General features: G+C 66.9%; 23 protein-coding genes. 19 read left to right on the top strand and 4 right to left on the bottom strand.

Annotated features, from left to right (window positions below; translation table 11 throughout):
• The first annotated feature begins 14 nt into the window (after positions 1 to 14).
• The 15 genes from ilvD (at position 15) to ACAM57_RS30520 (ending at position 17,757) form a co-directional block, all read left to right on the top strand.
• The gene (gene ilvD, locus ACAM57_RS30450; protein ID WP_369660020.1) at positions 15 to 1,751 is read left to right on the top strand and encodes a dihydroxy-acid dehydratase; all 1,737 of its coding nucleotides are present in this window, start codon (positions 15 to 17) and stop codon (positions 1,749 to 1,751) included.
• A 37-nt stretch (positions 1,752 to 1,788) separates the two neighbouring features.
• The gene (locus ACAM57_RS30455; RefSeq protein WP_184640416.1) at positions 1,789 to 2,784 is read left to right on the top strand and encodes a Bug family tripartite tricarboxylate transporter substrate binding protein; all 996 of its coding nucleotides are present in this window, start codon (positions 1,789 to 1,791) and stop codon (positions 2,782 to 2,784) included.
• A gap of 146 nt (positions 2,785 to 2,930) precedes the next feature.
• Positions 2,931 to 3,731 (top strand): class II aldolase/adducin family protein, encoded by an 801-nt coding sequence (locus ACAM57_RS30460; RefSeq protein WP_184640418.1) that lies wholly within the window; start codon positions 2,931 to 2,933, stop codon positions 3,729 to 3,731.
• 18 nt (positions 3,732 to 3,749) lie between these two features.
• The gene (locus ACAM57_RS30465; protein ID WP_369660021.1) at positions 3,750 to 4,739 is read left to right on the top strand and encodes a 2-dehydropantoate 2-reductase; all 990 of its coding nucleotides are present in this window, start codon (positions 3,750 to 3,752) and stop codon (positions 4,737 to 4,739) included.
• Between the two features lie 206 nt (positions 4,740 to 4,945).
• Positions 4,946 to 5,149, top strand: coding sequence for a hypothetical protein (locus ACAM57_RS30470; protein WP_026346788.1), 204 nt, complete (start codon positions 4,946 to 4,948; stop codon positions 5,147 to 5,149).
• A 944-nt stretch (positions 5,150 to 6,093) separates the two neighbouring features.
• Complete coding sequence (locus tag ACAM57_RS30475; protein ID WP_126022449.1) at positions 6,094 to 7,278, top strand: polysaccharide biosynthesis/export family protein; 1,185 nt, start codon at positions 6,094 to 6,096, stop codon at positions 7,276 to 7,278.
• Positions 7,275 to 7,730 (top strand): low molecular weight protein-tyrosine-phosphatase, encoded by a 456-nt coding sequence (locus tag ACAM57_RS30480; protein ID WP_126022450.1) that lies wholly within the window; start codon positions 7,275 to 7,277, stop codon positions 7,728 to 7,730. Before ACAM57_RS30475 ends, ACAM57_RS30480 begins: the two co-directional genes overlap by 4 nt.
• Complete coding sequence (locus ACAM57_RS30485; protein ID WP_369660022.1) at positions 7,727 to 9,988, top strand: polysaccharide biosynthesis tyrosine autokinase; 2,262 nt, start codon at positions 7,727 to 7,729, stop codon at positions 9,986 to 9,988. Before ACAM57_RS30480 ends, ACAM57_RS30485 begins: the two co-directional genes overlap by 4 nt.
• A 269-nt stretch (positions 9,989 to 10,257) precedes the next feature.
• Positions 10,258 to 11,037: a sugar transferase gene (locus ACAM57_RS30490; RefSeq protein WP_276312254.1), complete on the top strand. Its 780-nt coding sequence runs from the start codon at positions 10,258 to 10,260 to the stop codon at positions 11,035 to 11,037.
• Positions 11,038 to 11,168: 131 nt separating this feature from the next.
• Positions 11,169 to 12,269, top strand: a complete 1,101-nt coding sequence (locus ACAM57_RS30495) for a hypothetical protein (protein ID WP_369660023.1) — start codon at positions 11,169 to 11,171, stop codon at positions 12,267 to 12,269.
• Complete coding sequence (locus ACAM57_RS30500) at positions 12,266 to 13,414, top strand: polysaccharide pyruvyl transferase family protein (protein ID WP_369660024.1); 1,149 nt, start codon at positions 12,266 to 12,268, stop codon at positions 13,412 to 13,414. The genes ACAM57_RS30495 and ACAM57_RS30500 overlap by 4 nt, the downstream gene beginning before the upstream one ends.
• A gap of 21 nt (positions 13,415 to 13,435) precedes the next feature.
• Complete coding sequence (locus ACAM57_RS30505; protein ID WP_369660025.1) at positions 13,436 to 14,518, top strand: glycosyltransferase; 1,083 nt, start codon at positions 13,436 to 13,438, stop codon at positions 14,516 to 14,518.
• On the top strand, positions 14,515 to 15,786 hold the full coding sequence (locus ACAM57_RS30510) for a hypothetical protein (protein ID WP_369660026.1): 1,272 nt from the start codon (positions 14,515 to 14,517) through the stop codon (positions 15,784 to 15,786). The genes ACAM57_RS30505 and ACAM57_RS30510 overlap by 4 nt, the downstream gene beginning before the upstream one ends.
• Positions 15,787 to 15,790: 4 nt before the next feature.
• Entirely contained in the window at positions 15,791 to 17,047 is a 1,257-nt protein-coding gene (locus tag ACAM57_RS30515) for a lipopolysaccharide biosynthesis protein (protein WP_369660027.1), read from the top strand.
• 35 nt (positions 17,048 to 17,082) lie between these two features.
• Entirely contained in the window at positions 17,083 to 17,757 is a 675-nt protein-coding gene (locus ACAM57_RS30520) for a phytanoyl-CoA dioxygenase family protein (RefSeq protein WP_369660028.1), read from the top strand.
• Here ACAM57_RS30520 and ACAM57_RS30525 read toward each other — a convergent pair whose 3' ends face one another.
• Both ACAM57_RS30525 and ACAM57_RS30530 read right to left on the bottom strand, forming a co-directional pair.
• Positions 17,758 to 18,483: an alpha/beta hydrolase gene (locus tag ACAM57_RS30525; protein ID WP_369660029.1), complete on the bottom strand. Its 726-nt coding sequence runs from the start codon at positions 18,481 to 18,483 to the stop codon at positions 17,758 to 17,760. It lies immediately after the preceding gene.
• 22 nt (positions 18,484 to 18,505) lie between these two features.
• The gene (locus tag ACAM57_RS30530) at positions 18,506 to 19,444 is read right to left on the bottom strand and encodes a DMT family transporter (RefSeq protein WP_369660030.1); all 939 of its coding nucleotides are present in this window, start codon (positions 19,442 to 19,444) and stop codon (positions 18,506 to 18,508) included.
• 118 nt (positions 19,445 to 19,562) lie between these two features.
• Between ACAM57_RS30530 and ACAM57_RS30535 the strand changes: the two genes are divergently transcribed.
• Positions 19,563 to 20,516 (top strand): LysR family transcriptional regulator, encoded by a 954-nt coding sequence (locus ACAM57_RS30535; protein ID WP_369660031.1) that lies wholly within the window; start codon positions 19,563 to 19,565, stop codon positions 20,514 to 20,516.
• Here the strand turns inward: ACAM57_RS30535 and ACAM57_RS30540 are convergent.
• Entirely contained in the window at positions 20,470 to 21,234 is a 765-nt protein-coding gene (locus tag ACAM57_RS30540; protein ID WP_369660032.1) for a hypothetical protein, read from the bottom strand. The two genes, ACAM57_RS30535 and ACAM57_RS30540, sit on opposite strands and share 47 nt — an antisense overlap.
• Positions 21,235 to 21,247: 13 nt before the next feature.
• On the bottom strand, positions 21,248 to 22,351 hold the full coding sequence (alr, locus tag ACAM57_RS30545) for an alanine racemase (RefSeq protein WP_369660033.1): 1,104 nt from the start codon (positions 22,349 to 22,351) through the stop codon (positions 21,248 to 21,250).
• 199 nt (positions 22,352 to 22,550) lie between these two features.
• Here alr and lplT point away from each other — a divergent pair, with 199 nt between their 5' ends.
• From lplT to ACAM57_RS30560, 3 genes are all read left to right on the top strand, one after another.
• Positions 22,551 to 23,855 (top strand): lysophospholipid transporter LplT, encoded by a 1,305-nt coding sequence (lplT, locus tag ACAM57_RS30550; protein WP_126022459.1) that lies wholly within the window; start codon positions 22,551 to 22,553, stop codon positions 23,853 to 23,855.
• Positions 23,856 to 23,966: 111 nt separating this feature from the next.
• Positions 23,967 to 24,860, top strand: coding sequence for a DMT family transporter (locus ACAM57_RS30555; RefSeq protein ID WP_369660034.1), 894 nt, complete (start codon positions 23,967 to 23,969; stop codon positions 24,858 to 24,860).
• A 12-nt stretch (positions 24,861 to 24,872) separates the two neighbouring features.
• Positions 24,873 to 25,361 carry a glutathione peroxidase gene (locus tag ACAM57_RS30560; protein ID WP_369660035.1) on the top strand — a complete coding sequence of 163 codons (489 nt, stop codon included), beginning with the start codon at positions 24,873 to 24,875 and terminating at the stop codon, positions 25,359 to 25,361.
• Positions 25,362 to 25,371 lie beyond the last annotated feature (10 nt).

Here is a 25,371-nt window from a genome sequence, read left to right on the forward strand (position 1 = left end):
CCCCACGCCAGCCGATGACCACGCCGACCGACCCGAACAGCAAGCGCTTCCGCTCCGCCACCATCCGCGAGGGCACGATCCGCGCGACCACGCGCAGCTTCCTGCACGCGCTGGGCCAGGACGACGAGGACATCGCGCGACCGCACGTCGGCGTGTTCCACACGGGCGGCGAGATGAGCCCGTGCAACCTCAACCTGCGCGAGCAGGCGCAGCACGCCAAGACCGGCATCTACGCCGGCGGCGGCACGCCCCACGAGTGCCCGGTAGTGTCGATCAGCGACGGGCTGACGATGGCGCACTCGGGCATGCGCTTCTCGCTGATCTCGCGCGAGCTCATCGCCGACAGCGTGGAAGCCTCCACGCGCGGCCACCAGTGGGACGGCATCTTCGCCATCGGCGCCTGCGACAAGAACCTGCCGGGGCTGATGATGGGCATGGTCCGCTGCAACGTGCCCAGCGTGTTCGTGCACGGCGGCTCGGCGCTGCCGGGCCAGATGCCGGGGCCCGACGGGCAGGACCTGAACGTGGTCGACACCTACGAGACCATCGGCAAGGTGCTGGCCGGCACCGCCACGCACGACGAGCTCGACGCGATGAGCCGCGCCTGCCTGCCGACGGCCGGCGCCTGCGCGGGGCAGTTCACCGCCAACACCATGGGCATGGTTTCGGAAGCGCTGGGCCTCGCGCCCATCGGCTCCAGCATGGTGCCGGCCGTGTTCAGCGAGCGGGCGCCGCTGATGCGCCGCGCCGCGAAGCAGCTCATGAAGGCGGTCATGGGCGACGGGCCGCTGCCGCGCGACATCGTCACGCGCAAGGCGCTGGAGAACGCCTGCGCCGTGGTCTCGGCCACGGGCGGATCGACGAATGCCGCGCTGCACCTGCCGGCCATCGCGCACGAGGCGGGCATCAGGTTCCATCTCGACGACGTGGCCGAGATCTTCGCGCGCACGCCGCTCATCGCCGACCTGCGCCCGGGCGGCAAGTACCTGGCGCGCGACGTGTTCTACATCGGCGGTGCGGGCGTGATCCTGCGCACGCTGCTGGAGCAGGGCTTCCTGCACGGCGACGCCCTCACCTTCACCGGCCGCACGATGGCCGAGGAGCTGGCCGGCGCGCTCGCACCCGACGGCCGCGTGGTGCGCGAAGCCGGCAACCCGATCACGCGCGACGGCGGGCTGGCGGTGCTCAAGGGCAACCTGTGCCCCGACGGCGCGCTGCTGAAGACCGCGGGGCTGAAGACGCTGGTGCATCGCGGCCCGGCGCGCGTCTTCAACTCCGAGGAAGAAGCGCAGACCGCCGTGCAGAACCGCCGCTACGAGGCAGGCGACGTGATCGTGATCCGCAACGAGGGACCCAAGGGCAGCCCCGGCATGCGCGAGATGCTGGGCATCACCGCCCTGCTCTACGGCCAGGGCATGGGCGACAAGGTGGCGCTGCTGACCGACGGGCGCTTCTCGGGCGCCACGCGCGGCTTGTGCATCGGCTACGCGGGTCCCGAGGCGGCGGACGGCGGCCCGATCGCGGCGCTGCGCGACGGCGACATGGTGTCCATCGACGCGCGGGCGCAAGCGCGCTCCATCACGGTCGACCTGACGGCCGGGGAAATCGCGTCGCGGCTTGCCGGACGTGAGGTAAACGCGGGGGTCGCGCGCGGCGGCCTGCTGGAAAAATATGCGCTCACCGTGCGCCCTGCCCACCAGGGCGCCGTGACCCACTCGGGCGCGGTCACCTGGCTGCGCGACGAGTCTTGATCGAACCCTCCACAACCACCGTCCGGAGAGAGACACCATGAGCTTCACGCGCCGCCAGATCCTGCAGACCACCAGCGCATCCGCCTTGCTGGCAAGCATCGGCCAGAACGTCTTCGCGCAGGCGACGACGAACATCGAGACCGCCACCATCGTCACCGGCTTCGCGGCCGGCGGCACTTCCGACACCACCTGCCGGCGCCTGGCGACCAAGCTCGGCGGCGACTACGCGAAGACAGTGGTGGTGGAGAACCGCACCGGCGCCGGCGGCCAGATCGCCGTGGGCTACGTGAAGGGCAAGCCGGCCGACGGCAGCACCATCCTGCAGACGCCGACCTCGATCCTCACGATCTACCCCCACATCTACAAGAAGCTGCCGTACGACCCGATGGTCGACATCACGCCGGTGAGCCTGGCCTGCATCTTCGACTTCGGCTTCGCGGTGGGCCCGGCGGTGCCGGCCAGCGTGAAGAGCGTGCCCGAGTTCCTGGCCTGGGCCAAGGCCAACCCGGCGGGCGCCAACTACGGCTCGCCGGCCGCCGGCTCCACGCCCCACTTCATCGGCGCGCTGCTGGGCAAGAAAGGCGGCGTCGAGCTCAAGCACGCGGCCTACCGCGGCACGCAGCCGGCCATGCTCGACCTGCTGGGCGGCAACATCTCGGCCGTCTCGGGCCCCATCGGCGACATCACGCAGCACCTGCCCACGGGCAAGGTGCGCATCCTGGGCGTGTCGGGCGCCAAGCGCAGCCGCTTCGCGCCCGAAGTGCCCACCTTCGGCGAACAGGGCCTGAAGGACATGGCGCACAGCGAGTGGTTCGCCTTCTTCCTGCCGGCCAAGGCCTCGCCCGAGCTGGTGGCGAAGCTGAACACCGCGATGAAGAACGCGCTCGCGCAGAAGGACGTGATCGACGGCCTCGGCACCTTCGGCCTGGAAGCGATGTCTTCCACGCCGGCCGAGCTGACGGAACTGCTGAAGAAGGACACCGCCAAGTGGGCGCCGATCGTCAAGGAAGTCGGCTTCACGGCGGAGGGATAGGACCACCCCGTTTCTTGCCCGCTTCGTGTAGCCGAATCCCCCTGAAGGGGCAACACCGGCGGCCCGGCAAAGCCGGTTCCGCGGTGTTTCCCGCGAAGGGCGCCGGCCGGCGCGGTGGGCAAGCCATCTAGATAGAAGGAACTGCCATGAACGCAATCGCCACCACCGCGCCGTCTTCCACGTCTGCGCTGGTCCATCCCTCGATCCACCCCGACGAGCGCGCCGCACGCGAGGAGCTCGCGGCCTGCTATCGCGTGTTCGCGATGCTGGGCTGGACGGAGATGATCTACAACCACATCACGGTGCGGCTGCCCGACAGCGTGACGGGCGGCGAGAAGCAGTTCCTCATCAACCCCTTCGGCCTGCACTACAGCGAGGTCACGGCCAGCAACCTGGTGAAGATCGACCTGCAGGGCAAGGTGCTCGACGGTTCGTCGTACCCGGTGAACCCGGCCGGCTTCACGGTGCATGCCGCGATCCACGACGGGCTGGAGGGCGCGCACTGCGTGATGCACACGCACACCACGGCCGGCGTGGCCGTGGCCTGCCTGCAGGGCGGCCTGCAGCAGACCAATTTCTATACGGCGCAGTTGCACGACATGGTGGCGTACCACGACTTCGAGGGCATCACGATCCATGCCGACGAGGGCCCGCGCCTGCTCAAGAGCATCGGCGAGCGCAACGCGGTGATCCTGCGCAACCACGGCCTGCTGGCCTGGGGACAGACGCTGCCGCAGACCTTCGCGATTTTGTGGACGCTGCAGCGCGCCTGCGAGATCCAGATGGCCACCTTCTCCATGGGCCAGGCCATTCCGGTGAGCGAAGAGATCGCCCGGCGCTGCACGCGCGACGCGCTGCAGTTCAGCCCCGAGCACGGCGCGGGGCAGGACGTGTTCAACGCGCTGGTGCGGCAGGTGGACCGCATCGATCCCTCCTACCGCAACTGAACCGGAACGGCTTAGCTCATGAAGATCTGCATCTACGGCGCCGGCGCGATCGGCGGATGGATCGGCGTCGGCCTCGCGCAGGCGGGCGAACGGCTGAACGTGGTGGCGCGCGGCGCCACCCTGGAAGCACTGCAGCGCGACGGCCTCTCGCTGATGCGCGGCAGCGCGGGTGGGGAGGTGCGCACGCGCGTGCCGGTCAACGCGGTGGCCGACCCCGAGGCGCTCGGCGTGCAGGACCTGGTGGTCATCGCCGTGAAGGCGCCCGCGCTGGCCGGCGTGGCCGAGCGCATCGGACCGCTGATCGGCGCCGACACCGTCGTGCTGGTGGCGATGAACGGCGTGCCGTGGTGGTTCCTGGAAGGCGGCTTCGGCGGCGAGATCACCGGCCACCGGCTCGCCGCCGTGGACCCCGACGGGGCCATCGCGCGCGCGATCCCGTCGCGCAACGTGATCGGCTGCGTGGTGCATGCGAGCTGCTCGCTCGACGGGCCGGGCGTGGTGCGGCACCACTTCGGCAACGGGCTGATCATCGGCGAGCCTTCGGGCGAGGCCACGCCGCGCGTGCAGAAACTGCTGGCGCTGCTGAAGAGCACCGGCATCGACACCACGCTGTCGCCGCAGATCCAGAAGGACGTGTGGTTCAAGCTGTGGGGCAACATGACGGTGAACCCGATCAGCGCGCTCACCGGCTGCACCACCGACCTGATCATGGGCGACGACTACGTGCGCGGCTTCATCTCGGCGGTGATGCTGGAAGCCAAGGAAATCGGCCGGCGCATCGGGATCGAGATCACGCAGAGCCCCGAAGACCGGCACGAGATCACGAAGAAGCTGGGCGCGTTCAAGACTTCCATGCTGCAGGACGTGGAGGCCGGGCGCTCGGTGGAACTGGACGCGCTGGTCACGGTGGTGCGCGAACTGGGCGAACTGACGGCGGTGGCCACGCCCTTCACCGATGCGCTGCTGGGCCTGGCGCGGCTGCGCACGCGCAAGCTCGGGCTGTACTGAGTACCGAGCCGGTCCGCCGGCCAGAGTCAGGCCGCGCACAGGTTCGGCCCGCAGACTGAAGAAGAGACGGGGGTGGGGTTGCGGGGGCCGCAAACCCTGTACCCCCGCTTTTCTTCTTGGGCTATCCTCTCGCCACTCAAAATGCACGTAGCGATTTATTACACACCACCAAGGCTGCCTGCATGTCCGAGAACAAGGGGAGACGGATGCGTTTGATCTTCATCGAGCTGCTGGTGGCGCTGGTGCTGCTGCCCATCAGCGGCCTGTTCTGGTGGTGGGCCTTCGGCATGGGCGGCCTCGCGGTGGCTGGCTTCGTGGTGGTTGCCGGCGGCGCTCTCTATCTGGTGGTGCGGGGCGTGCGCTCCGCCAAGAAGCAGCTCGGCCACCCGGGCGACGACCGCGAAGAATGAGCGCGGGCCTGCAACGGGCCTGCCCGCCGCACCGGCGGCACAGAAACATTCGCATTCAATTCGCCGACGCTCGGCACAATATTTCTCCCTGATTCGCACCTTTGTGCGGCCCTGCCCGGCCGCTCATGAACTCTTTTTTCTGATTTATTCCGATCTTTGCGGCAATCCGGGCCGGTTTCAATGATCGAAATATGAAACATTCTCCGTCACCCGGAATTCCTGAAATTGCAGGGCAATACGAAAGTCTTGCCTGTCTCTGGGCAAATCGGAACCTGCACGAAATACGCGCCCAATTAGCCTGAAATCATTCCGACCCCGATGGAACGGCATTGCACGTACTTGGTGCCCGAAGCCCCGGCGCAGGGCGCCCGATTTCAGGATTAATCAGAAAAACGTACTTCCGCGCCTGCCTCCGAGTTATGTACGGCCGCGACGCCGTTTCGAAGTAGTTTGTTGCCTCCGGCAGGCACATTGATGCTCCCGCCCCACGGCTTGTCAGCCATCTCCTACCGGGACACATTTCTTTACAAAATTGAACGCAATATCAAAAACCCTATGGAACCTGACTTTGTGGAGCGAAAACCACAATCTCCCGGCTGTCCGGGGTAATAAATAGGTCGCAAGTTTCGGCTTTCCGGAGTGCCTGAAAAACAGGCATTCCGCCCCCCCTTTCCCCAGTGAAAACAGGGCTGCGGGCAACTCGCCTCCGCATAACCCTGTGCATGGCGTGGTCGACGCACGAATAGACACGTCATTTGCGTCTACTCCACCAAAAAGTCGCCTTGCGAAGGCAGCGACAATTCGCGCTCTCGCTGGCTCGCCGATAAATCGCCGATGCCCGGATTAACTCTTCCTCAATAAAAAGAATTAACCGGCGCAATCGACGCAAATCAGGCTCGGGCTTTGCATGGGCAATCGCAGTTATTGAAATAACCAAGTTCGCAATGGAGTTCCATTTGTCACGCTACCTGTACCTGACGGGTTGGAGTGCCGCCCTCGCCGGGGCGTTGGCGCTTCAGGGCTGCGCGCCGGGCTTCGGCTCGGTGGTGGCCTACGAGCCCGACCAGAGTCCGGCGCCGGCCCTGTCGGCCGACGGCATGCCGGCCGAAGGGGGGCTGGTGCCGATCTCGCCTGGTCTCATCCGGGCGATGGCCGATGCGCGGCCGACGGCGGTGCCGCCGGACGTGAAGGCGCTGTTCGGCGAGGCGCCGGTCTACACGATCGGGCCCGGCGACGTGGTGGGCGTCGTCGTCTACGACCATCCGGAGCTGCTGCCCCACGCCGGTGCGGTGATCTCCCAGCAGGTGGATCCCACCGGCATCAGCGTGGCGCCCGGCTTCATCGTCGACGCCTCGGGGCAGATCAGCTTCCCGTACATCGGGCGCGTGAAGATGCAGGGCCTGACCGAGATCGAGGCCTCCGACCTCATCGCCAGGCAGATCGCCAGGTACATCAAGGACCCGCAGGTGACGGTGCGCATCCAGTCCTTCAGGAGCCGCCGCGCCTTCGTCGAAGGCGAGGTGAACTCGCCGGGGCTGCAGATCTTCACCGACGTGCCGATGACGCTGGCCGAGGCACTCAACCGCGCGGGCGGCATCACGGCCGCCGGCGACCGCTCGTTCATCACGCTCACGCGCGGCGACAAGACCACGCTCATCGACCTGCCGAAGCTGCAGGACATCGGCGTCGGCGCCAGCCGCATCCCCTTGCACAGCGGCGACGTGGTGCAGGTGCGCAACCGCGACGAGAGCAAGGTGTTCGTGACCGGCGAAGTGCTCAAGCCTTCCGCGCTGACCATGCACAACGGCAGGCTCAGCCTCAGCGAGGCGCTGGGTGAAGCCGGCGGCGCGAACCTGGGCACTGCCAACACGGGGCAGATCTATGTCGTGCGCAACACCGGCGGCGGCAGCAATGACGCCGGCAGTGCCAGGAGCACGCCGGCCATCTTCCATCTCAACGCGAAGAACCCAGCCGCGCTCGCGCTGGCCGACCGCTTTCCGCTGCAGCCGCGCGACGTGGTCTACATCGACTCCGTGCCGCTGGTCACCTGGAACCGCGTGGCCAGCCTGATCCTGCCGGCGACGCAGGCGCTCTACAACACCGACCAGGTCTACATGAACCACCGATGAGATCCGTGCTGACCGTCTGCATCGGCAACATCTGCCGAAGCCCCATGGCCGAAGGCCTGCTCGCAGCAGGACTGCCGGGGCTGCGCGTGTTCTCCGCGGGCACCGGCGCGCTCGTCGGCCGGCCTGCGGACGCCACCGCGCGCAAGCTCATGCATGAGCGCGGCGTCGACATCTCGGGCCACGTCGCGCAGCAGGTGAGCCAGCTGCTGTGCCGGCAGGCCGACCTGATCCTGGTGATGGACCGCGACCAGCGCCGCTACCTCGAGTCGACCTATCCCTTCGTGCGCGGCAAGGTGTTCCGCATCGCCGAGTTCGAGGGGCACGACGTGCCCGACCCCTACGGAAAGGACGAGGCCGCGTTCGAGCACGCCCTGGCGCTGATCGATGCCGGCGCGCGCGCGTGGATCGACCGCATTCTGAAAATCACGAAACCCGAGCAGCAACCGACATGAACGCACCCCAGCAAGCCGCGCTGCCGCTGCAAGCCATGGAAGAGGATGGCGATGGCATCAACCTGGCCGAGTACCTGGACATCCTGATCGACAACCGCTGGCTGGTCGCGGCCATCGCGCTCGTCGCCGTGCTGCTGGGCACGGCGTACGCCTTTCTCGGCAAGCCGGTCTACGAAGGCAACGTCGCCGTGCAGGTGGAAGACACCGGCAACTCGGCCGGAAGCTTCCTGGGCGACGCAGCCTCCTCCCTGCTGAGCGTGAAGACGCCGGCCGCGGGCGAAATCGAGATCCTGCGCTCGCGCGCCATCCTCGGCAAGGCGGTGGAGAACACCAAGCTCTACATCAGCGCGCGGCCGCGCTACGCGCCCTTCGTGGGGAGCTGGCTCGCACGCCGCGCCACCGAGCTGTCCGACCCCGGCTTCATGGGCCTGTCCGGCTACGTGACGGGCACCGAGAAGATCCTCGTGCCCAGGTTCGACGTGCCCGCCGACTTCGAGGACAAGCAGTTCACGCTGACCCTGGGCACCGACGGCCAATACGAGCTGGGCAACCCCGACATCGACACGCCGATGAAGGGCCGCGTCGGCACGCTGCTCGAGGCCAAGGTGCCGGGCGTTCCCAACGGCAGCCTGAGCCTGATGGTCACCAGCATCGAGGCCAGGCCCGGCGCGCAGTTCGTGCTCGTGCGCTCGTCCAGCCAGCTCACGCTGCTGGCGCTGCAGGACGCGCTCAAGGTCGTCGAGAAGGGCAAGCAGTCGGGCGTGCTCGACGTGAGCTGGAAGAACCCCGACCCCGAGAAGCTCACGCAGCTGCTCAACGAGATCGGCCGGCTCTACGTGCGCCAGAACATGGAGCGCAAGGCCGCCGAGGCCGAGAAGACGCTGGGCTTCCTCGACGGCGCGCTGCCGCAGTTCAAGAAGCAGCTGGAGCAGTCGGAAGACATCTACAACCGCTACCGCAACCAGAACGGCACCGTCAGCCTCGACGACGAGGCGAAGAACGCGCTGACGCAGACGGTCGACCTGCAGTCCAAGCTGCTGGAGGCCGAGCAGAAGCGGCGCGAGCTCACGTCGCGCTTCACGAACGAGCACCCCAACGTGCAGACGCTCGACGCGCAGGTCGCCGCATGGAAGAGCGCGCTCGCCACAGTCGACGCGCGCATCCGCAAGATGCCCGAGCTGCAGCAGAACACGGTGCGCATGCAGCGCGACATCAAGGTAAACACCGACCTCTACGTGTCGCTGCTCAACAGCTCGCTGCAGATGCGGCTGGCCAAGGAAGGCAAGGTCGGCAACGTGCGCCTGCTCGACGAGGCCATCGTTCCGGAAGAGCCGGTGTGGCCGAAGCGGCCGCTGGTGATCGCGCTGGCGGCGATCCTCGGGCTGGCCGCCGGCTTCGGCGCGGCGGTCGCGCGGAGTTCCTTCTTCGGCGGCATCCGCAATCCGGCCGAGATCGAGAGCCATACCGGCCTCAACGTCTACAGCAGCGTTCCGCTGAGCGCCGCGCAGCGCACCATCGACAGGAACATCGAGAACAAGGTGGCCGGCAAGCACGTGCTGGCGCACCTGCAGCCGGAAGACCCGGCGGTGGAAAGCCTGCGCAGCCTGCGCACCGCGCTGCAGTTCGCGATGCTGGAGGCGACCAACAACCGGCTGCTCATCTCGGGCGCGACACCCGGCGTTGGCAAGACCTTCGTCTCGGTCAACTTCGCGGCGATCACCGCGGCCACCGGCAAGCGAGTGCTGCTGATCGACGCCGACCTGCGCAAGGGCCGGGTCAGCCAGTTCTTCTCGATTCCGCGCTCATCCGGCCTGTCGGAGCTGATCGCCGGCACGCTGGACTTCAAGCAGGCCATCCGCCCTGGCGTGCTGCCCAACCTGGACATCATGACGACGGGGGTGCTGCCGCCGAATCCGGCGGAGCTGCTCACCAGCGAGTCCTTCGTTCAGGTGCTGGAACAGCTCTCGCCGCTGTACGACCTGGTCGTCATCGACACCGCCCCGGTGCTGGTGGCCGCCGACACCGCCTCGGTGGCGCCGCTGGCGAGCACCCTGCTGCTGGTGGCGCGCGCCGAGAAAACCCAGCTCGGCGAATTGAATGAAACCGTCAGAAGGCTCGCCCATGCGGGCAGAACGGTAAATGGCGTAATTCTGAATGCTATTGATTTAAGCCGCCGCCACGCTGGAAGCGGGGGTTACAAATACGGCGCTTACAAGCAGTTGCAATACACATACAATACCAACAGGGATTCCACTTAGACCGCCTGAATTGGAGTTAAATTCAAAATCATGCGGTGGGCCTCCAACCTCCCGCATCGATTAAATACTCAAATAGTATTCAGCATAAAAAGGCACTACAAATGATCTTTAATTCATTGGTACTGCCTTCATCGAGTCATTTGGCCGCGCAATAGTTTCTGCATTGCAGACGCTAAAGAGGCATTTGTGCGGGTAGTGTCGGCCAAAAACAAAGGGCCATAACCGAGGATCTGCGGGCAATTGCCCGCATGAGGAAAGGTGCGTCAAAAATGAAAGCATTTCGACGGGAAATCTTGTCGCGCTTCAAACCCGGATGGAAAAATCCCATGGGAAATCTCCATCCCGAAGAATCGCTCGTACCGCAGGGCTGGGACCTTGCCGACGCAGGTGCCGAAATGTCCCGCGGCGGATCGCAATCCGGAATCAACCATTCCCCATTGCTGAAGGTCGCGAAAAGATCGGTGGACATCGGCGCCGCTCTTTTTTTCTTCATCGCATTCGGCTGGCTTTTCGTATTGCTCGGACTTTGCGTCTTCGCGAGTTCGGGAGCACCGGTGCTCTATTACCAGCCGCGGTACGGGAAGAACGGACGCGTATTCCGCTTCTACAAATTCCGCTCGATGATCGCCAATTCGGCGCAGGTGCTGGAAGAGCACCTGAAGAACAATCCCGAGGCGCGCCGCCAATGGGACGAATACCAGAAACTGGACGACGATCCGCGCATCACCCGTTTCGGCAAATTCATCCGCAAGACCAGCCTCGACGAATTGCCGCAATTCTGGAACGTGCTGGTGGGCGACATGAGCCTGATCGGCCCTCGCCCCTGCATGCTGGAGCAGAAGGAGCTCTACGGCCACAGCTGGTCGCACTACTGCGCCGTGCGGCCCGGCATCACCGGCCTCTGGCAGGTCAGCGGGCGCAACCAGCTGACCTACAACGCGCGCGTCGCGCTAGACGTGAGGTATGTCGAAACCCTTTCCGTCGGGAAGGACGTGGACATCTTCTTCAGAACCATCTGGGTGGTTGCCGCCGGTCACGGGTCGCGGTGAATTCCACCGCCGGTCCCGGGTGACCGGCTCCGGCCGCGCCGGCCGGAGTACGCCTTTCATGAAGTCCACGCCACCGGGCCGGACAGAACTTCTTTCGCTTTGGAATTGATCGGATCGGAATCCACATGCCGATGAGCCACGCCATTCCCGCTCCGGCGGCGCCGGCACGGGCACCCGCGACGACAACGACAGGAAGAAGGGGCACGCGCCGCTTCAACCAGTACTCCGTTGCCGGGGTGCTGATCGTGTTCGTCTACGTGATCATCTATGCGTATTTCCGGGAAATGCTCCCCGAGAAATGGAGCGTGGACTCGGCGAAGATCCTCGAGATCCTGAATTACGGCGGAACGGACGAAATGGACAATTCGTTCGCCGTCACGGCCGCGCTTTTCAGCATCATCGGGTCGGACAATCTCGACGTTTTCACCTGCATCAGCAGCGCGATATTTCTTTTCTTCGCGACACGCAATATCCGCCGGGCGGGCGATTTCTTCTCCAGGCTGCTGCTGATCGCGCCTTGCATCATGCTGAACATGTTCGCACCGTCGAAGGAGACGGTGGTACTCATCATGACCATGTGCATCACGGTGACGACGATCTATTTCCGCACCTCCAGATTTCTCACCGTCGGCGCATTTCTCGGCCTATACGCAATCTACGGAGTTTTCGTCCGGAATTATTATTTGCTGATCGTCGGCGCATTCTTCGCCGTTCATTATCTCTGGCGGCGGCCGCTCAAATACCATTTCCTGGCGGCAATCCTGGCTGCCGGCGCGATCATGGCGGCACCCTCCAATATCCTGCAGACGCTGCAGTCGCCGCGCGACACCTCCAATGCCTATGCGGAGCAGATCGGCAGCGACAACCGCACGGCCTTCACCAATATCGCCTCGCCCGCCACCGGCCCGGGCTTTCTGGTGAATTACGTGTACGCCGCGACGGTGCTGATCACGCCCGTTCTCTATTTCCAGACACCTAGCGACGCATTCATGCAATTGATGATCGCGGCGATGCTGATCATCCTCTACAAGGCGCGGCGATGGTCGAAGCGCGATCCGACGCAATTCGAGCCACGCTTCTTCGGAAGTCTTTTCGTCGCGCACATCCTCGTTCAATTGATTTTCGAACCGGACCTCGGCAGTTTCACCCGGCATCTGACCTCCGTGATGCTCTATCTGATCGCCATCAAGGTCGCGGGAAATAAAAGGCTTATTCGGGGTATTCAAAGATGAAAAAGATCCTGATCTGCGCGGTGCCGTTCAGCGACAACCTCGGCGACGGGGTCATCGCGGCCTCGCTGGCCCATATCGCGGCCATGAAGTATCCCGACGCGAAGGTCGAGTTCCTCGACATCGCCGGGCGCGTGGCCTTCGACGAATCCAACCTGCGCGGCGGCGGCGCCTTCGGCGTCTTCCAGAAGCTGCCTTCGCTGCTGCGTTCGGCAATCGTTTTCGCCTACTGCCTGAAGAACTACCTGCTGAGCTGGCGCAGGCAATGGCAGGCGGCGGTGGCCGATGCCGACCTGGTGCTGATCGGCGGCGGGCAGCTCTTCTGCGACGTGGCGCTGAATTTCCCGTCGAAACTCTTCTTCCTGGGCCGGCTGCTGCGCGGAAAGAGGGTGGCCGTGGTGTCGGTCGGCGTCACCGGCAAATGGTCTTACTGGGGACAGTGGCTCGTCGGCAAGTTCCTCAAGAACGCCGCGCCGGTCTTCTACGCGACGCGCGACGTGGATTCGGCGAACAACCTGCACGCCTTCTTCCGCATTCCGCGCAGCCGCATCAACGTGGTGCCCGATCCGGCGCTGGTCTGCGCGAGCGCCTTCTCGGAAGAACTCTCCCCCGAGAAGAAGTGGGACGTGGGCATCTGCGTCAGCAGCCTCGACGCGCTGGTGATGAATTCCGAATACGGGGGCAAGCGAGCCGGCGGTTCGGCCGAATTCTTCTCGGGCCTCGCGCAGGCATTGCGGGCCGAGGGCGCGCGGGTGCTGTACTTCACGAACGGCGCGGCGGAAGACAACCGGGTGCTCGCCGAGATCTCCGAGCGCACCGCCGCCGCGGACGACTTCTCCTTCGCCGTGCCGAGGCGCCCCGACGACCTGGTCACGCTGATCAGTGCCTGCTCCTGCATCGCGGCGCACCGGCTGCACGCGAACATCGTCGCCTACAGCCTGAGCATCCCGTCCATCGGCATGAACTGGGACAAGAAGGTCGAGTCTTTCTTCCGGCTCACGAACCGCACCGAGTTCCTGTTCGGCCTATCGCCGCGCCACGACGAGCTGAAGGCATCCGTCCTGAACCTGCTTCGGGAACGCAACGATCCGCGCCGGCTGGACGAGCTCCAGGCCGAAGTCATCGCCGGCACCCACGCAATGATCTGAGCAGCCAGGAGCGAAGAAGCCATGAAAGTCCTGCACGTCGCGGAAACGCTCAAGGGCGGGCTGGAGACCTATCTCCGGATCGTCTCGAACTTCCAGCGCAACTCGCCGGAGATCAGCCAGGTGAAGTTCATCCTGCCCGGGCAGGTCGACTGGCTGGGCCCCGAGAGCGCGCACGTGGTGCCCACCGCGCGCAGCCCGCTCTCGCTGGTGGGCTATGCGAAGCGGGTGAAGAAGATCATCGAGTCGGAGCGGCCCTCGGTGCTGCACCTGCACAGCTCGATCGCCGGCGGCATCGTGCGCTCGATGGCGCTGCTGGGCCAGATACCGCGCGAGGTGAAGATCGTCTACTGCTCGCACGGCTGGGCCTTCGACCAGGCGGCGTCGAGCTACAAGAAGTCGGCCTACCGCTGGATCGAGCGGCTGCTGTCCTCGCGCAGCGACGCCATCATCTGCATCAGCCGCCACGAGGTGCGGATCGCTGCCGAATCGGGCATCAGGCGCTGCACCTGCATTCCCAACGGCATCGATTCGGTGAACCCGGCGCCAGCCCCCGCTTTCGAGCCGCCGCCTGCGGATGCCGGCAAGCCCGCGCCGCGGACCATCCTGTTCGTCGGCCGGCTCGACCGCCAGAAGGGCATCGACCTGCTGCTCGACGCCTACGCCCGCGTGCGGCCCGACTTCAGGCTGATCGTGGTCGGCGACGCGGTGCGCAAGGACCTGCAGCTCGCGCAGCCCGAGCGGGTCGAGTTCAAGGGCTGGCTCGAGAAGGACGCGCTGGATGCGGTCTACCAGTCCTGCGACGCCATCGTCGTGCCCTCGCGCTGGGAGGGCTTCGGCCTCGTCGCGGTCGAGGCCATGGCCAGGAGCAAGGCCGTCTTCGCGTCCGCCGTCGGCGGCCTCGTGGACATCGTCGAGAACGATCGCAGCGGCCGGCTCTTCGAGCTGGAGCACATCGACCAGATGCTGCGCGAGATCGACCGCATGCCCGTCGAGACCCTGCGCCAGATGGGCCGGACCGGGCGAAGGATCTTCGAGGAGAAGTTCACTTCGCAGCGCATGAACACCGCCATCGTCGATCTGTACAAGGAGTCGGTACTGCCATGAAGAAGACCATCACCAGCCTGCTGGGCGCCCTGCTCTTCGCCGCAGCGCCGATCGGCCCGGCCCACGCGCGAGGCATCGGCACCCTGAGCTCCGAATACCCGGTTTCGCTGAGCGTGCAGATCGACCCCGCGACCATCACCGACGAGGACCTGCACGAGATCCGCGCCGCCGGCTTCGAGTTCGTGCGCTTCGGCGTGCGTCCGCCGATCAAGAGCGTGAACCCCGCGATGACCGACTATCCGAAGCTGATCCAGCGTGTGCGCAAGGCGAAGCTCAACGCCATCGTGACGCTCTTCGGCGGCAAGGAGATCTGGGGCCACGAGCCCGGCGACATGCGCAGCGGCGGGGGCGGCGACACCGCCAGCAAGGAGAGCCGCTTCGCCGACTTCGCGGCCGGGTTCATCAAGGCGCACTCGGCCGACGTCGCGGTCTGGGAAGTGTGGAACGAGCCCGACAACAAGACCTTCCTGCAGCCCGCCCTGGTGCCGGACTTCGGCGCCGCCTCGTCGGCGCTGTGCGAGAAGCTCGCGCAGCAGCAGATCCGCCCGGACATCATCGTCGGCTTCGGCTTCGCGAAGCTGCCCTTCGTCGGCGGCAGTGCGGGGAAGGTGCCCTCGGAGCTGGAAGATGCCTTCGTCTCGGCCGCGCGCAGCGACTGCCTGACGGACATCTCCATCCACCCCTACCGCTCCGTGCCCGAGACCGCACTGGCCGACTACCAGAAGCTGCGCGCGCAGCTCGACCGCCGCCAGCTGAACAAGACCGGCATCGTCGCCTCCGAATGGGGCTACGCCTCGTACATGCCCGTGCGCAACCAGGGCGCGCAGGCGTCGCTGATCTTCAGGGAGTACCTGATCAACGCCGCGGCCGGCATCAAGCTGCTGAACCTCTATTCGTGGCGCGACCGCGGCCAGTCGTACTTCTCGAAGGAAGACAACTTCGGCATCAAGTCGAAGGCCGGCGAGAAGAAGGAGGCCTACTCGGCGCTCACCGAGTTCCTGAAGATCGCGCGGCACTCGCAGAAGGTGTCCTACGACGACGCGCGCGGCGCGAGCCGGCTGGTGCTGCGCCGTGGCGAATCGATGCTGCACGTGGTCTGGACGCAGGGTGCGCAGCAGAGCGTGTCGGTGCCCGCGGGCGCCGGCGCGAAGTGCACCCGCGTCGACTTCTTCCCGCAGATGCGCGAAGGCAGCTGCGGCAGCCGTTCGGGTGAGGGCTTCACCGTGAAGGCGACCTCCAGTCCGGTCCTGCTTTCCATCTCGGGCTAGGTGGATGAAGCAGCGACTGTCAGGACTCAGGAAACGCCTCGGCGGTCCCATCTATGCCGTTGCCGACCAGTGCATCTACAGCGCCAGCCAGCTGCTGCTCAGCTTCGCGCTGGCGCGCGTGCTCTCGCCCGCCGACTTCGGCGTGGCCTCCGCGTTCCTCGCGGTGATCAGCTTCCAGTACATCCTGCACATGGCCATGGTGCACGAGCCCCTGCTCATCCGGCGCTACTACGCCGACCGCTCCACGGCGTGGCTGACGTGGGCGCTGGTTGTGCTGTTCTCGCTGCTGGGCTTCCTCGCGTGGCAGATCGCCGCGTTCCCGGGGCAGCTGCAGTGGGTGGGCGTGGCGCTGATCGTGGGCTACGAGATCTTCTGGATCTCGCGCAGCCTGCTGCTCGCGGGGCGGCGCTATGGCGTGCTCTGCGTTTCGGGCGCGCTGATCGCGATCGGCTATGTCGTCGTGCTGAACGCCGAACGGCCCGCGAGCTGGAAGGAGGCCCTACTGCTGGTTTCCGTGCTGCAGCTTCCGTTTCTCTACCTGGTGCTCGCGAACACGCGCCACACGGTTCTTCCGCTGCCGGCCGCGAAGGACGACCGGGGCCTGACGACGCGTGAATCGATGGCCTACGGCTGGAAGGCCAGCCTCTCGCAGTTCATGAGCTGGATCATGACCGGCGGCGCCATCCTGCTGCTGGGCTCCTCGGCCGATGCCGAGCAGGGCGGCCTGCTCAAGATCTACATCACCTTCCTGCTGCCGATGCAGTACGTGCTGTCGGCGCTGGGCTACTACCTGCTGCCGCAGCTGGCGGCCAGCTGGAAGTCGGCGGACGCAGCGCAGAGGAAGAAGTCCTTTCGCGACTTCACCGGCTTCGTGCTGCTCGGTTTCCTGGTCGCCGAGGCCGTGGGCGTGGCGCTGGGCCTGCTGGGGCCGCACCTCGTGGTGCTGGCCTTCGGCGCGAACTACAGGGACATGGACTTCTCGCCCTTTTTCTACGCGCCCGCGATCTTCGGCCTGACCATGTGCCTGCGCACCGGCTTCAGGGCCGCTTCGAAACCCGGCGCCCTGCTGCTGTGCTCGGTGGTCGGCGCCGTGGTGTTCGCTGCCGCGATGCTCGCTGCCGGACGGCCCGTCTCCTACATCCAGACCATCCACGCCATGACCTGGGGCTTCGCCTGCATGGCCGCGCTGATGGTCGGCTGGCTGCTCTTCCTGGTGCGGGCGAGCGGGGTGGATGGGAACAAAGGGGAGCAACGCGCCTGATGCCCGAAGGGCCGGCGCCGGACGAGGAGATCCTGATGAGCAACCCACTGCTTCGCGGCGTGAGCTTCGACGAGCGCCTCCGGTTCCTGCGGGACGGCGTCGTGTGCCTGCGCGGGATCGTCTCGCCCGGGTGGATAGAGCTGGCGCGCGACGGCATCGAGCAGCGCCGCGACGGCCTGCTGCAGCGCGTGGTGTCCGAATCGGGTGCCAGCGAGATCGCCGGCCAGCTCACCGTGACCCGGCGGCTGCGCTGGATCTGCGACCAGCTGCTCTTCGACAAGGACGTGAGCGCCGCGACCGCAACACCCTGGCACCAGGACATGTCCTGCGGCCTGGCCGACAGCCACCGCATCGTCCACCTGTGGATGCCCGTGGACCACATGCCGCGCGAAACCGCGCCGGAAGTGGTGCGCGGCTCGCACCTGTGGAAGACGGGCTACCGGATCGCAGGCCAGTCCGGTGAAGCGCCGGCCATCGAGCTGCCCGACATCGAGTCCAACCGCGGCGCCTTCGACATCGTGGGCTACGAGGTCGACCCGGGCGACGTGGTGGCCTTCAACCACCGATCGCTGCACCACTCGGGGCCCGTCATGAGCTTCGGAGAGAAGCACCGCGCCTTCGCCATCCTCTGCGCGGACGATGAATTGCTGGCGCTGGGACAACTGAACCGGCAGCTGGCTGCGCCCGAGGCATTCCGCGCCGCTTCCTGATCAGCCGGCAGGCACGGCCTCCAGCGCTCGCAGCATGGCTCCGAGCACGCGTTCATGGTCACGCGGATGGGCCTGCAGCCAGTCGTGCAGCTTGTGCCCCGCGCCTTCGAGCCGCACCACTTCGACGGACTTCGCCCTGCGGGCCCTGCGCTCGTACTGGGCCAGCACCTGCGCGGGAATCACCGCGTCCTCCGATCCGTACACCAGCAGCAGGCGGCCTTCGTAGCTCTCGAGCGCCGTGAAGGCCGGCGAACTCGCGTAGTCCACGGTCGAGCGCAGGATGCCCTGGAAGCTCGGCCCGAAGGGCGCGTCCTGTGCCTCGGCCACGTAGGCAGCCGGACAGAAGAGCATCAGCGCAGGCGGCCGCAGCCGCTCGACGAGGGAGCACGCGACGTGCCCGCCCATGCTCGTGCCGATCAGGGAAAGCCGCCGCCCCGGCGCCACATGCCCGGCCACCGCCATCGCCTGCGCCACGCGCCCGTTCAGGCTGGAGCCTTCGACCTGACCGGTGCTTTCTCCATGGCCGGAGAAATCGAAGGCAGCGCTGGCCAGGCCTGCGCGCGCGAGCCCCGCAAGAAGGTACTGGATGCCCCGCCGCGAGGACTGGCCGCCGCCGTGCAGCGCGAGCAGCCGGGGTGCATCGCCCGCGGCGTTGCCGGTGATCGTGCCGCGCAGCGTGTGAGCGCCCGAGGGCACGGAGAAGTCGTCGTCCATCGGCGCGAGCATGACACAGCCTGTGGCCGCGGCCTCAGGCGGTATCGCCGACGGCGGCGCGGCCCGCCCTTTCCCTCACCGGCATCGTCACCCACAACGCCGCACCGACGATCAGCAAGCCCCCCGCCCACCCCCATGGCCCGATGCGTTCGCCGAAGCCGTAGGCCGCGATCAGCGCGCCGAACACCGGCTCGCTGCCCATGAGCAGCGACACCCGGCTCGGGCTCGAGCGCGAGGCGGCGTGGTTCTGCGCGAAGAAGGCGAAGACGGTGCACAGCAGCACGAGGTACGCCATGCCCCACCAGAACGAAGCGGTGGCAGGCGGCATGTGCCACGCGCCGCCGGCTGGCGAGGCGGCGAGCGCGAGCAGCGCCGCGCCGAGGGCCATCACGCCCGACTGCACAGCCGTCAGCGTCAGCGCGGGCATCGCGTGCTGGCCGGCGAGGCGCCGCGTCATGCAGACCATCACTGCGCGCAGGAAGGCGGCGATCACCATCAGGCCGTCGCCCCAGCCCACCGAGAGCTCTGCGGGCGAGGTGGCCGACAGCATCGCCGCGCCCAGCGCCGAGAGGCCGGCCGCCCAGAACATGCGCCGCGCCGGCCGCTGGCCCAGCAGCCACCATTCGACGAAAGGCGTGAGCGCGACGCACAGGCTGATGAGAAAGGCGGCGTTGCTGGCGGTGGTGAGCGACACGCCGAAGGTCTCGCACACGAAGATGGCCAGCAGGTTCGCGCCGAGCAGGCCGCCTACCGCGAGGCCCCGCCGCGCCCCGGCGCCGAAGAGTGGCCTCAGCGCGGGCAGCAGCACCAGAAAGGTCAGGCCGAAGCGCAGCGCGATGAATTCCAGCACGGGCAACTGCTGCGTCGCCTGCTTGGCCACCGCGTAGCTGCCGCCCCACACCGCCGCCACGAGCAGCAGCATGACTTCGGCGAGGCCGATGCCCGCCAGCTTGTTGTTCCGCTTTGAATCCATACTCCGCCTGCGCCGTTCGTGAACATTTCAAACAAACCCGGTACATCCGCCGGGCAGGAAATTGTTCCGGGCAGCACCCGGGCCGCACAGCCGTCGGCCGGAACAGGACTATTGCGTGGTGGGAACGAATTCATTTCTCAAGGTGCTGCCGGAGATGGTGACCTTCGTGCGGGTCGCCGAGCTGGGCAGCTTCTCGGCAGCGGCCGACCTGCTGGGCATGACGCCGTCGGCCGCGAGCCGGCAGGTGAAGCGGCTCGAAAAGGAGATCGGCGTGCAGCTGCTTCAGCGCACCACGCGCCAGCTGCGGCTGACCGAGCCCGGCGCCGAGGCCTTCGCGCGCTGCCGCGAGCTGGTGCTGGCGGCGCAGGGCGCAATGGAGATCGGCGAGCAGTTCGCGGCCGGGCCCAGCGGGCTGGTGCGCATCAGCGCGCCCAAGGCCTTTGCGCGTCGCGTGCTGCACGCGCACATCCTCGAGTTCCTGCGGCGCTATCCCGAGGTGGACGTGCAGCTCATCGTGGCCGACCGCGACGTCGACCCGATCCGCGAGGGCGTCGACCTGGTGGTGCGGCTGACGACGAAGCCGCCCGAGGGCCTGGTGGCGCGACGGCTGATGCCGGTGGGGCACATCCTCTGCGCTTCTCCGCGCTACCTGTCGGCGCATGCGGCCATCGAGCACCCGGGCGACCTTGCGGCGCACAGCTGCCTGTCATTGGGCGAGCACGAGCGGGACAACCACTGGCGGTTCGGCAAGAAAGGAGAGAAAGAGGAGACGGAAATCATCGTGCGCGGCCGCTACGTCTCCAACCACAGCGAAGTGCGGCTCGAAGGCGCGCTGGCGGACCTGGGCGTGGCGGTGGTGCCGGCCTTCGTCGCGCGCGAGGCTCTGGCCGCAGGCAGCCTGGTGCGCGTGCTTCCCGGCTGGGAGTACCGGGGCAACTACCAGGGGCACGCCTACATCCTCCACCCGCCCAACCGTTTCATGGCGCCCAAGTGCAGGGCGCTGGTCGATCACCTGATGGGCGCGCTCAGTGCTTCTTCAGCAGGACGCGCACGGCCTCGGGCAGGGAGTTGACCTGCGGCATGAAGTGGTCGAGCAGCGCGCCCAGCGCCACCGCGCAGATTACCGCGCCAAGCAGCGGCTTCCAGGTGAGCCGCACGGCGGCCATGAGCCAGCCCTCGCGCGCCACGCGCACCGCGGCGCGAGCCGAGACGTAGGAGAAGGCGATCTCGATGGCCACGGCCAGCAGCGCGTCCCAGCTGAAATACAGCAACACCAGCGAGCCCGCGCCGAACAGGATGGCGGCGCAGATCAGGAAGATGGCAATCACCGGGATGACGACGACCGCGCCCTCGTCGGCGCCGCCGGCCACGTCGAGCGCGCCGCCGGCGATGTCCGAGAGGCCGCTGCCGCTGCCGCCGCCACCGTCGCCCCGGGCTTCGCCGATGCCCGTGTGGCCGTGCGAGCCGCTGCCGCCTCGTCCGCCGCCGAACTCGAAGTCGGGCGCATCGACGTTGAGATCGAGCCCGCGTTCCTCGACCAGCCGCTTCGCCCACCAGCGCAGCACCAGCAGGTAGCCCAGGTACCCCACGCCCAGCGTGAGGAAGTAGCGCACCGCGAGCGAATCGACGTGCAGCAGGTGCATCTGCAGCGCCGACACGCCCCACATGAGCAGCAGCGTGAAGCTGCCGATGAGAATGCCGTGCGTGCGCAGGCTGTACTTGCGGTGGAGCTCGCGCTCAACCTGCGTTTCCCAAAGACGCACGGAGCGCCAGTTGGAAAGGATCTTCACGGCTTCAGGGTGTTCAGGCAGCGTCCGCCATGTCGGCGAACGGCACGCGCTGCGCCACCGCGCACATCAGTTCGTAGCCGATGGTGCCGCCGGCCCTGGCGACCTCGTCGATGGGCAGCACGGCGCCGGTCTTCGCCGACCTGCCCCACAGCGTGACCTCGCTGCCGAACTTCGCGTCGGGCACGTTGGTGAGGTCGACGGTGATCATGTCCATGCTCACGCGTCCGACCATGCGGGTGCGCACGCCGTTCACCAGCACCGGCGTGCCGGTGCCGCAGTGGCGCGGATAGCCGTCGGCATAGCCGACCGCCGCCACGCCGATGGTCATGGGGACCTCGGCGGTGAAGTTGGAGCCATAGCCGACGGTGTCTCCTGCCTGCAGCGTCTGCACCGACAGGAGCTGGGTCGACAGCGTCATGGTGGACTGCAGCTGCCAGTGCGCCGCGTCGTGCTGGGGAAAGTCGGGCGCGCCGCCGTAGAGCATGACGCCGGGGCGCACCCAGTCGCCGCGCGTGAGGTCGGCGTGGCGCAGCGTGGCCGCGCTGTTGGCGATGGAGCGCTCGCCCGGCAGGTCGCGGGTGGCGCGCTCGAAGGCCTCCAACTGGTGGGCGATGCCGCGTTCGCCGTCGGCGTCGCTGAAATGGGTCATGAGCGAGATCTCGTCGACCTGGGTGAGCGCGTTGAGGCGGGTCCAGGCGGAGCCGAAGCGCTCGGGGGTGAAGCCCAGGCGGTTCATGCCCGAGTTCATCTTCAGGAACACGCGTTGCGGCTTGAGGGTCTTGTGGGCGGCGAGCATGTCGATCTGCTCGTCGCAGTGCACGGTGTGCCAGAGATCGAGGCGCGAGCACAGCTCCAGGTCGCGGGCCTCGAAGACGCCCTCCAGCAGCAGCACCGGGCCGCGCCAGCCGAGGGCGCGCACGCGCTCGGCCTCTGCCAGGTCGAGCATCGCGAAGCCATCGGCGCCTCGCAAACCCTCATAGACCCGCTCGATGCCATGGCCGTAGGCGTTGGCCTTGACGACGGCCCAGACGCGGGCTTCGAGGGCCGAGCGGCGCGCCCGCTCGAGGTTGTGGCGCAGGGCTTCGGTGTGGACGGTGGCGAGGATCGGGCGCGGCATGAAGGGTTTCCGGAGAAGGCTCGGTGGGAGCTCGGGGACAATGCAGACCACGTTTTAGCATCTTCGGGAATGGGGTCGAACACGGTGGGGATGCGGGATTGCGCGTCGCACCCCCGTGCTATAACCGCCCATTCGCCCTCTACGCGACACTTTTTCACTACCGCCAGCAGACCTATTCCTCTGGCCAGCCAGCCCATCGATGAAGCGCGGTTTCTACACGATCATGTCGGCCCAGTTCTTTTCGTCGCTGGCCGACCAAGCGCTTTTCGTTGTTGCGGTCGACCTCATGCGCAGTTCGGGCGCGCCCGAATGGCAACGCGCGGCGCTGGTGCCCATCTTCGCTGTCTTCTATGTGGTGCTCGCCCCGCTGGTGGGCGCCTTCGCCGACGCCCTGCCCAAGGGCAAGGTGATGTTCATCAGCAATGCCATCAAGGTGCTGGGCTGCGTGATGATGCTCTTCGGCTCGCATCCGCTGCTGTCCTACTCGATCGTGGGGCTGGGCGCCGCGGCCTACTCGCCGGCCAAGTACGGCATCCTCACCGAGCTGCTGCCGGCCTCGCAACTGGTCAAGGCCAACGGCTGGATCGAAGGCCTGACCATCGCGTCGATCCTGCTGGGCATCGTGCTCGGCGGCGCGCTGGTGGGGCATGCGGTCTCCAGCAAGCTGCTGGCCTTCGACCTCCCGCTCATCGACACCGGCATCGACACGCCGGCCGAAGCAGCCCTCGCGGTGCTGATCTTCGTCTACATGCTGGCGGCCTGGTTCAACACGCGCATCCCGCACACCGGCGTCGAGATGCGCCCGCTGCGCGCCAATCCCGAACAAGGCCTGCTGCGCAATGTCGCGGCGCTGCTGCCCGACTTCTGGCACTGCAACGCGCGCCTGTGGCGCGATCGCCTCGGCCAGATCTCGCTGGCCACCACCACCCTCTTCTGGGGCGCGGGCGGCAACCTCAAGTACATCGTGCTGGCATGGGCGTCGCTGGCGCTGGGCTACAACACCACGCAGGCCTCTGCGCTGACCGGCGTGGTGACCATCGGCACCGCCGTGGGCGCCATCGTCGCCTCGATGCGCATGCGCCTGGACATGGCCACTCGCGTGATCCCCATGGGCATCGCGATGGGCCTGATGGTGATCTGCATGAACTTCATCGGCAACGTGTGGCTGGCGGTGCCCTTCCTCATCCTGCTGGGCGGCCTGGGCGGCTTCCTGGTGGTGCCGATGAACGCGCTGCTGCAGCACCGCGGCCACAACCTGATGGGCGCGGGCCGCTCCATCGCGGTGCAGAACTTCAACGAGCAGGCCTGCATCCTTCTGCTGGGCGGCTTCTACAGCGTGTGCACGGGCCTCGGCCTCTCGGCCTACGGTGCCATCAGCGCCTTCGGCCTCGTGGTGGCCGGCTGCATGTGGATCATCAAGCGCTGGCACGAGAACAACCTCAAGAAATATCCCGAGGAAGTGGAGCACCTGCTGGCTATTGCCCGTAGCGATAAACATCATTGACCTCCCCCAGGCTGCGCGCACTTCGTGTCGCTGCGCCAACCCCCTCGCCGGGGGCGACACCGGAGGCCCGGCAAAGCCGGTTCCTCGGTGCCCCACGAAAACTCCGCCACCATGCCAGCACTCGCCCTGCTACTGAACGCCTTCGTCTGGGGCGTGTCCTGGTTTCCCTTCCGCCAGATCGCGGGCCACGGGCTGCATCCGCTGTGGACCACCTGCCTGATCTACCTGGCCATCGCCGTGCTGATGGGCATGCTGCGCCGGCATGCGTGGAAGGGCTTCGCGGCCTTTCCGATGCTGGTGGTGCTGGGCCTGGCGGCCGGCTTCACCAACGTGGGCTTCAACTGGGCTGTCACGCAGGGCGATGTGGTGCGCGTTGTGCTGCTGTTCTACCTGATGCCGCTGTGGAGTGTGCTGCTGGCCTGGCTGCTGCTCGGCGAGCGGCCCACCGGCGGCGCGCTGGCACGCGTGGCGCTCGCGCTCACCGGCGTGGCGGTGGTGCTGAAGGCGCCCGGCACCGACTGGCCCGTGCCTTCGAGCCTGCCCGACTGGCTGGGCGTGGCAGCGGGCTTCGGCTTCGCCGTCACCAACATCGCGCTGCGCCACCTGCGCGAGGCGCCGGGCGAATCGCGCGCGCTGGCGATGTTCTGCGGCTGCACCTTCGTGGCCGGCGTCGCGGCGCTGATCGGTACCGCGCTGGGCGTGTTCGATTCGCCGCTGCGCGCCTCGCCGGGCTGGCTCGGCTGGGCCGCGCTGCTGGGCACGGCCTTCGTCTTCGCCAACGTGTGCCTGCAGTACGGCGCGGCGCGGCTCACGGCCTCCGCGACCTCGGTGATCATGCTGTCGGAGGTGCTGTTCGCAAGCGTGTCTTCGGTGGCGCTGGGCGCAGCCGAGATGGACCCGCGCATCCTCGTGGGCGGTGCACTGATCGTGCTGGGCGCCGTCTGGGCGGCGTTTGCGCGAACGCCCGCTCGGCGCGATGATCGCGCCTCTTCTTCTCCTTCCTGACGAGGACACAGCATGACCAGCGTCTACGACTTCGAAGCCAACCTGATCGACGGCAAGCCGGTCAAGCTTTCCGCCTTCAAGGGCAAGGTGCTGCTGATCGTCAACACCGCCAGCAAGTGCGGCTTCACGCCGCAGTTCGCGGGGCTGGAGGCGCTGCACGAGAAGTACGCCGGCAAGGGCCTCACCGTGCTGGGCTTTCCCTCGAACCAGTTCGGCGGGCAGGACCCGGGCACCAACGAGGAGATCGGCGCCTTCTGCACCACGAACTACGGCGTGAGCTTTCCGATGATGGAGAAGATCGACGTCAACGGCAGCAACGCAGCGCCGCTTTACCAGTGGCTCACGAAGGAAAAGCCGGGCCTGCTGGGCAGCACGGCCATCAAGTGGAACTTCACGAAGTTCCTCATCGGCCGCGACGGCACGGTGCTCAAGCGCTACGCGCCGCTGGACACGCCGGCCTCGCTCGAGCGCGACGTCGAGGCAGCGCTGGCCGCCGCCTGAGCGCCTTCGA

It is taken from the genome of Variovorax sp. V15, assembly GCF_041154425.1.
Lineage (GTDB): Bacteria > Pseudomonadota > Gammaproteobacteria > Burkholderiales > Burkholderiaceae_C > Variovorax > Variovorax guangxiensis.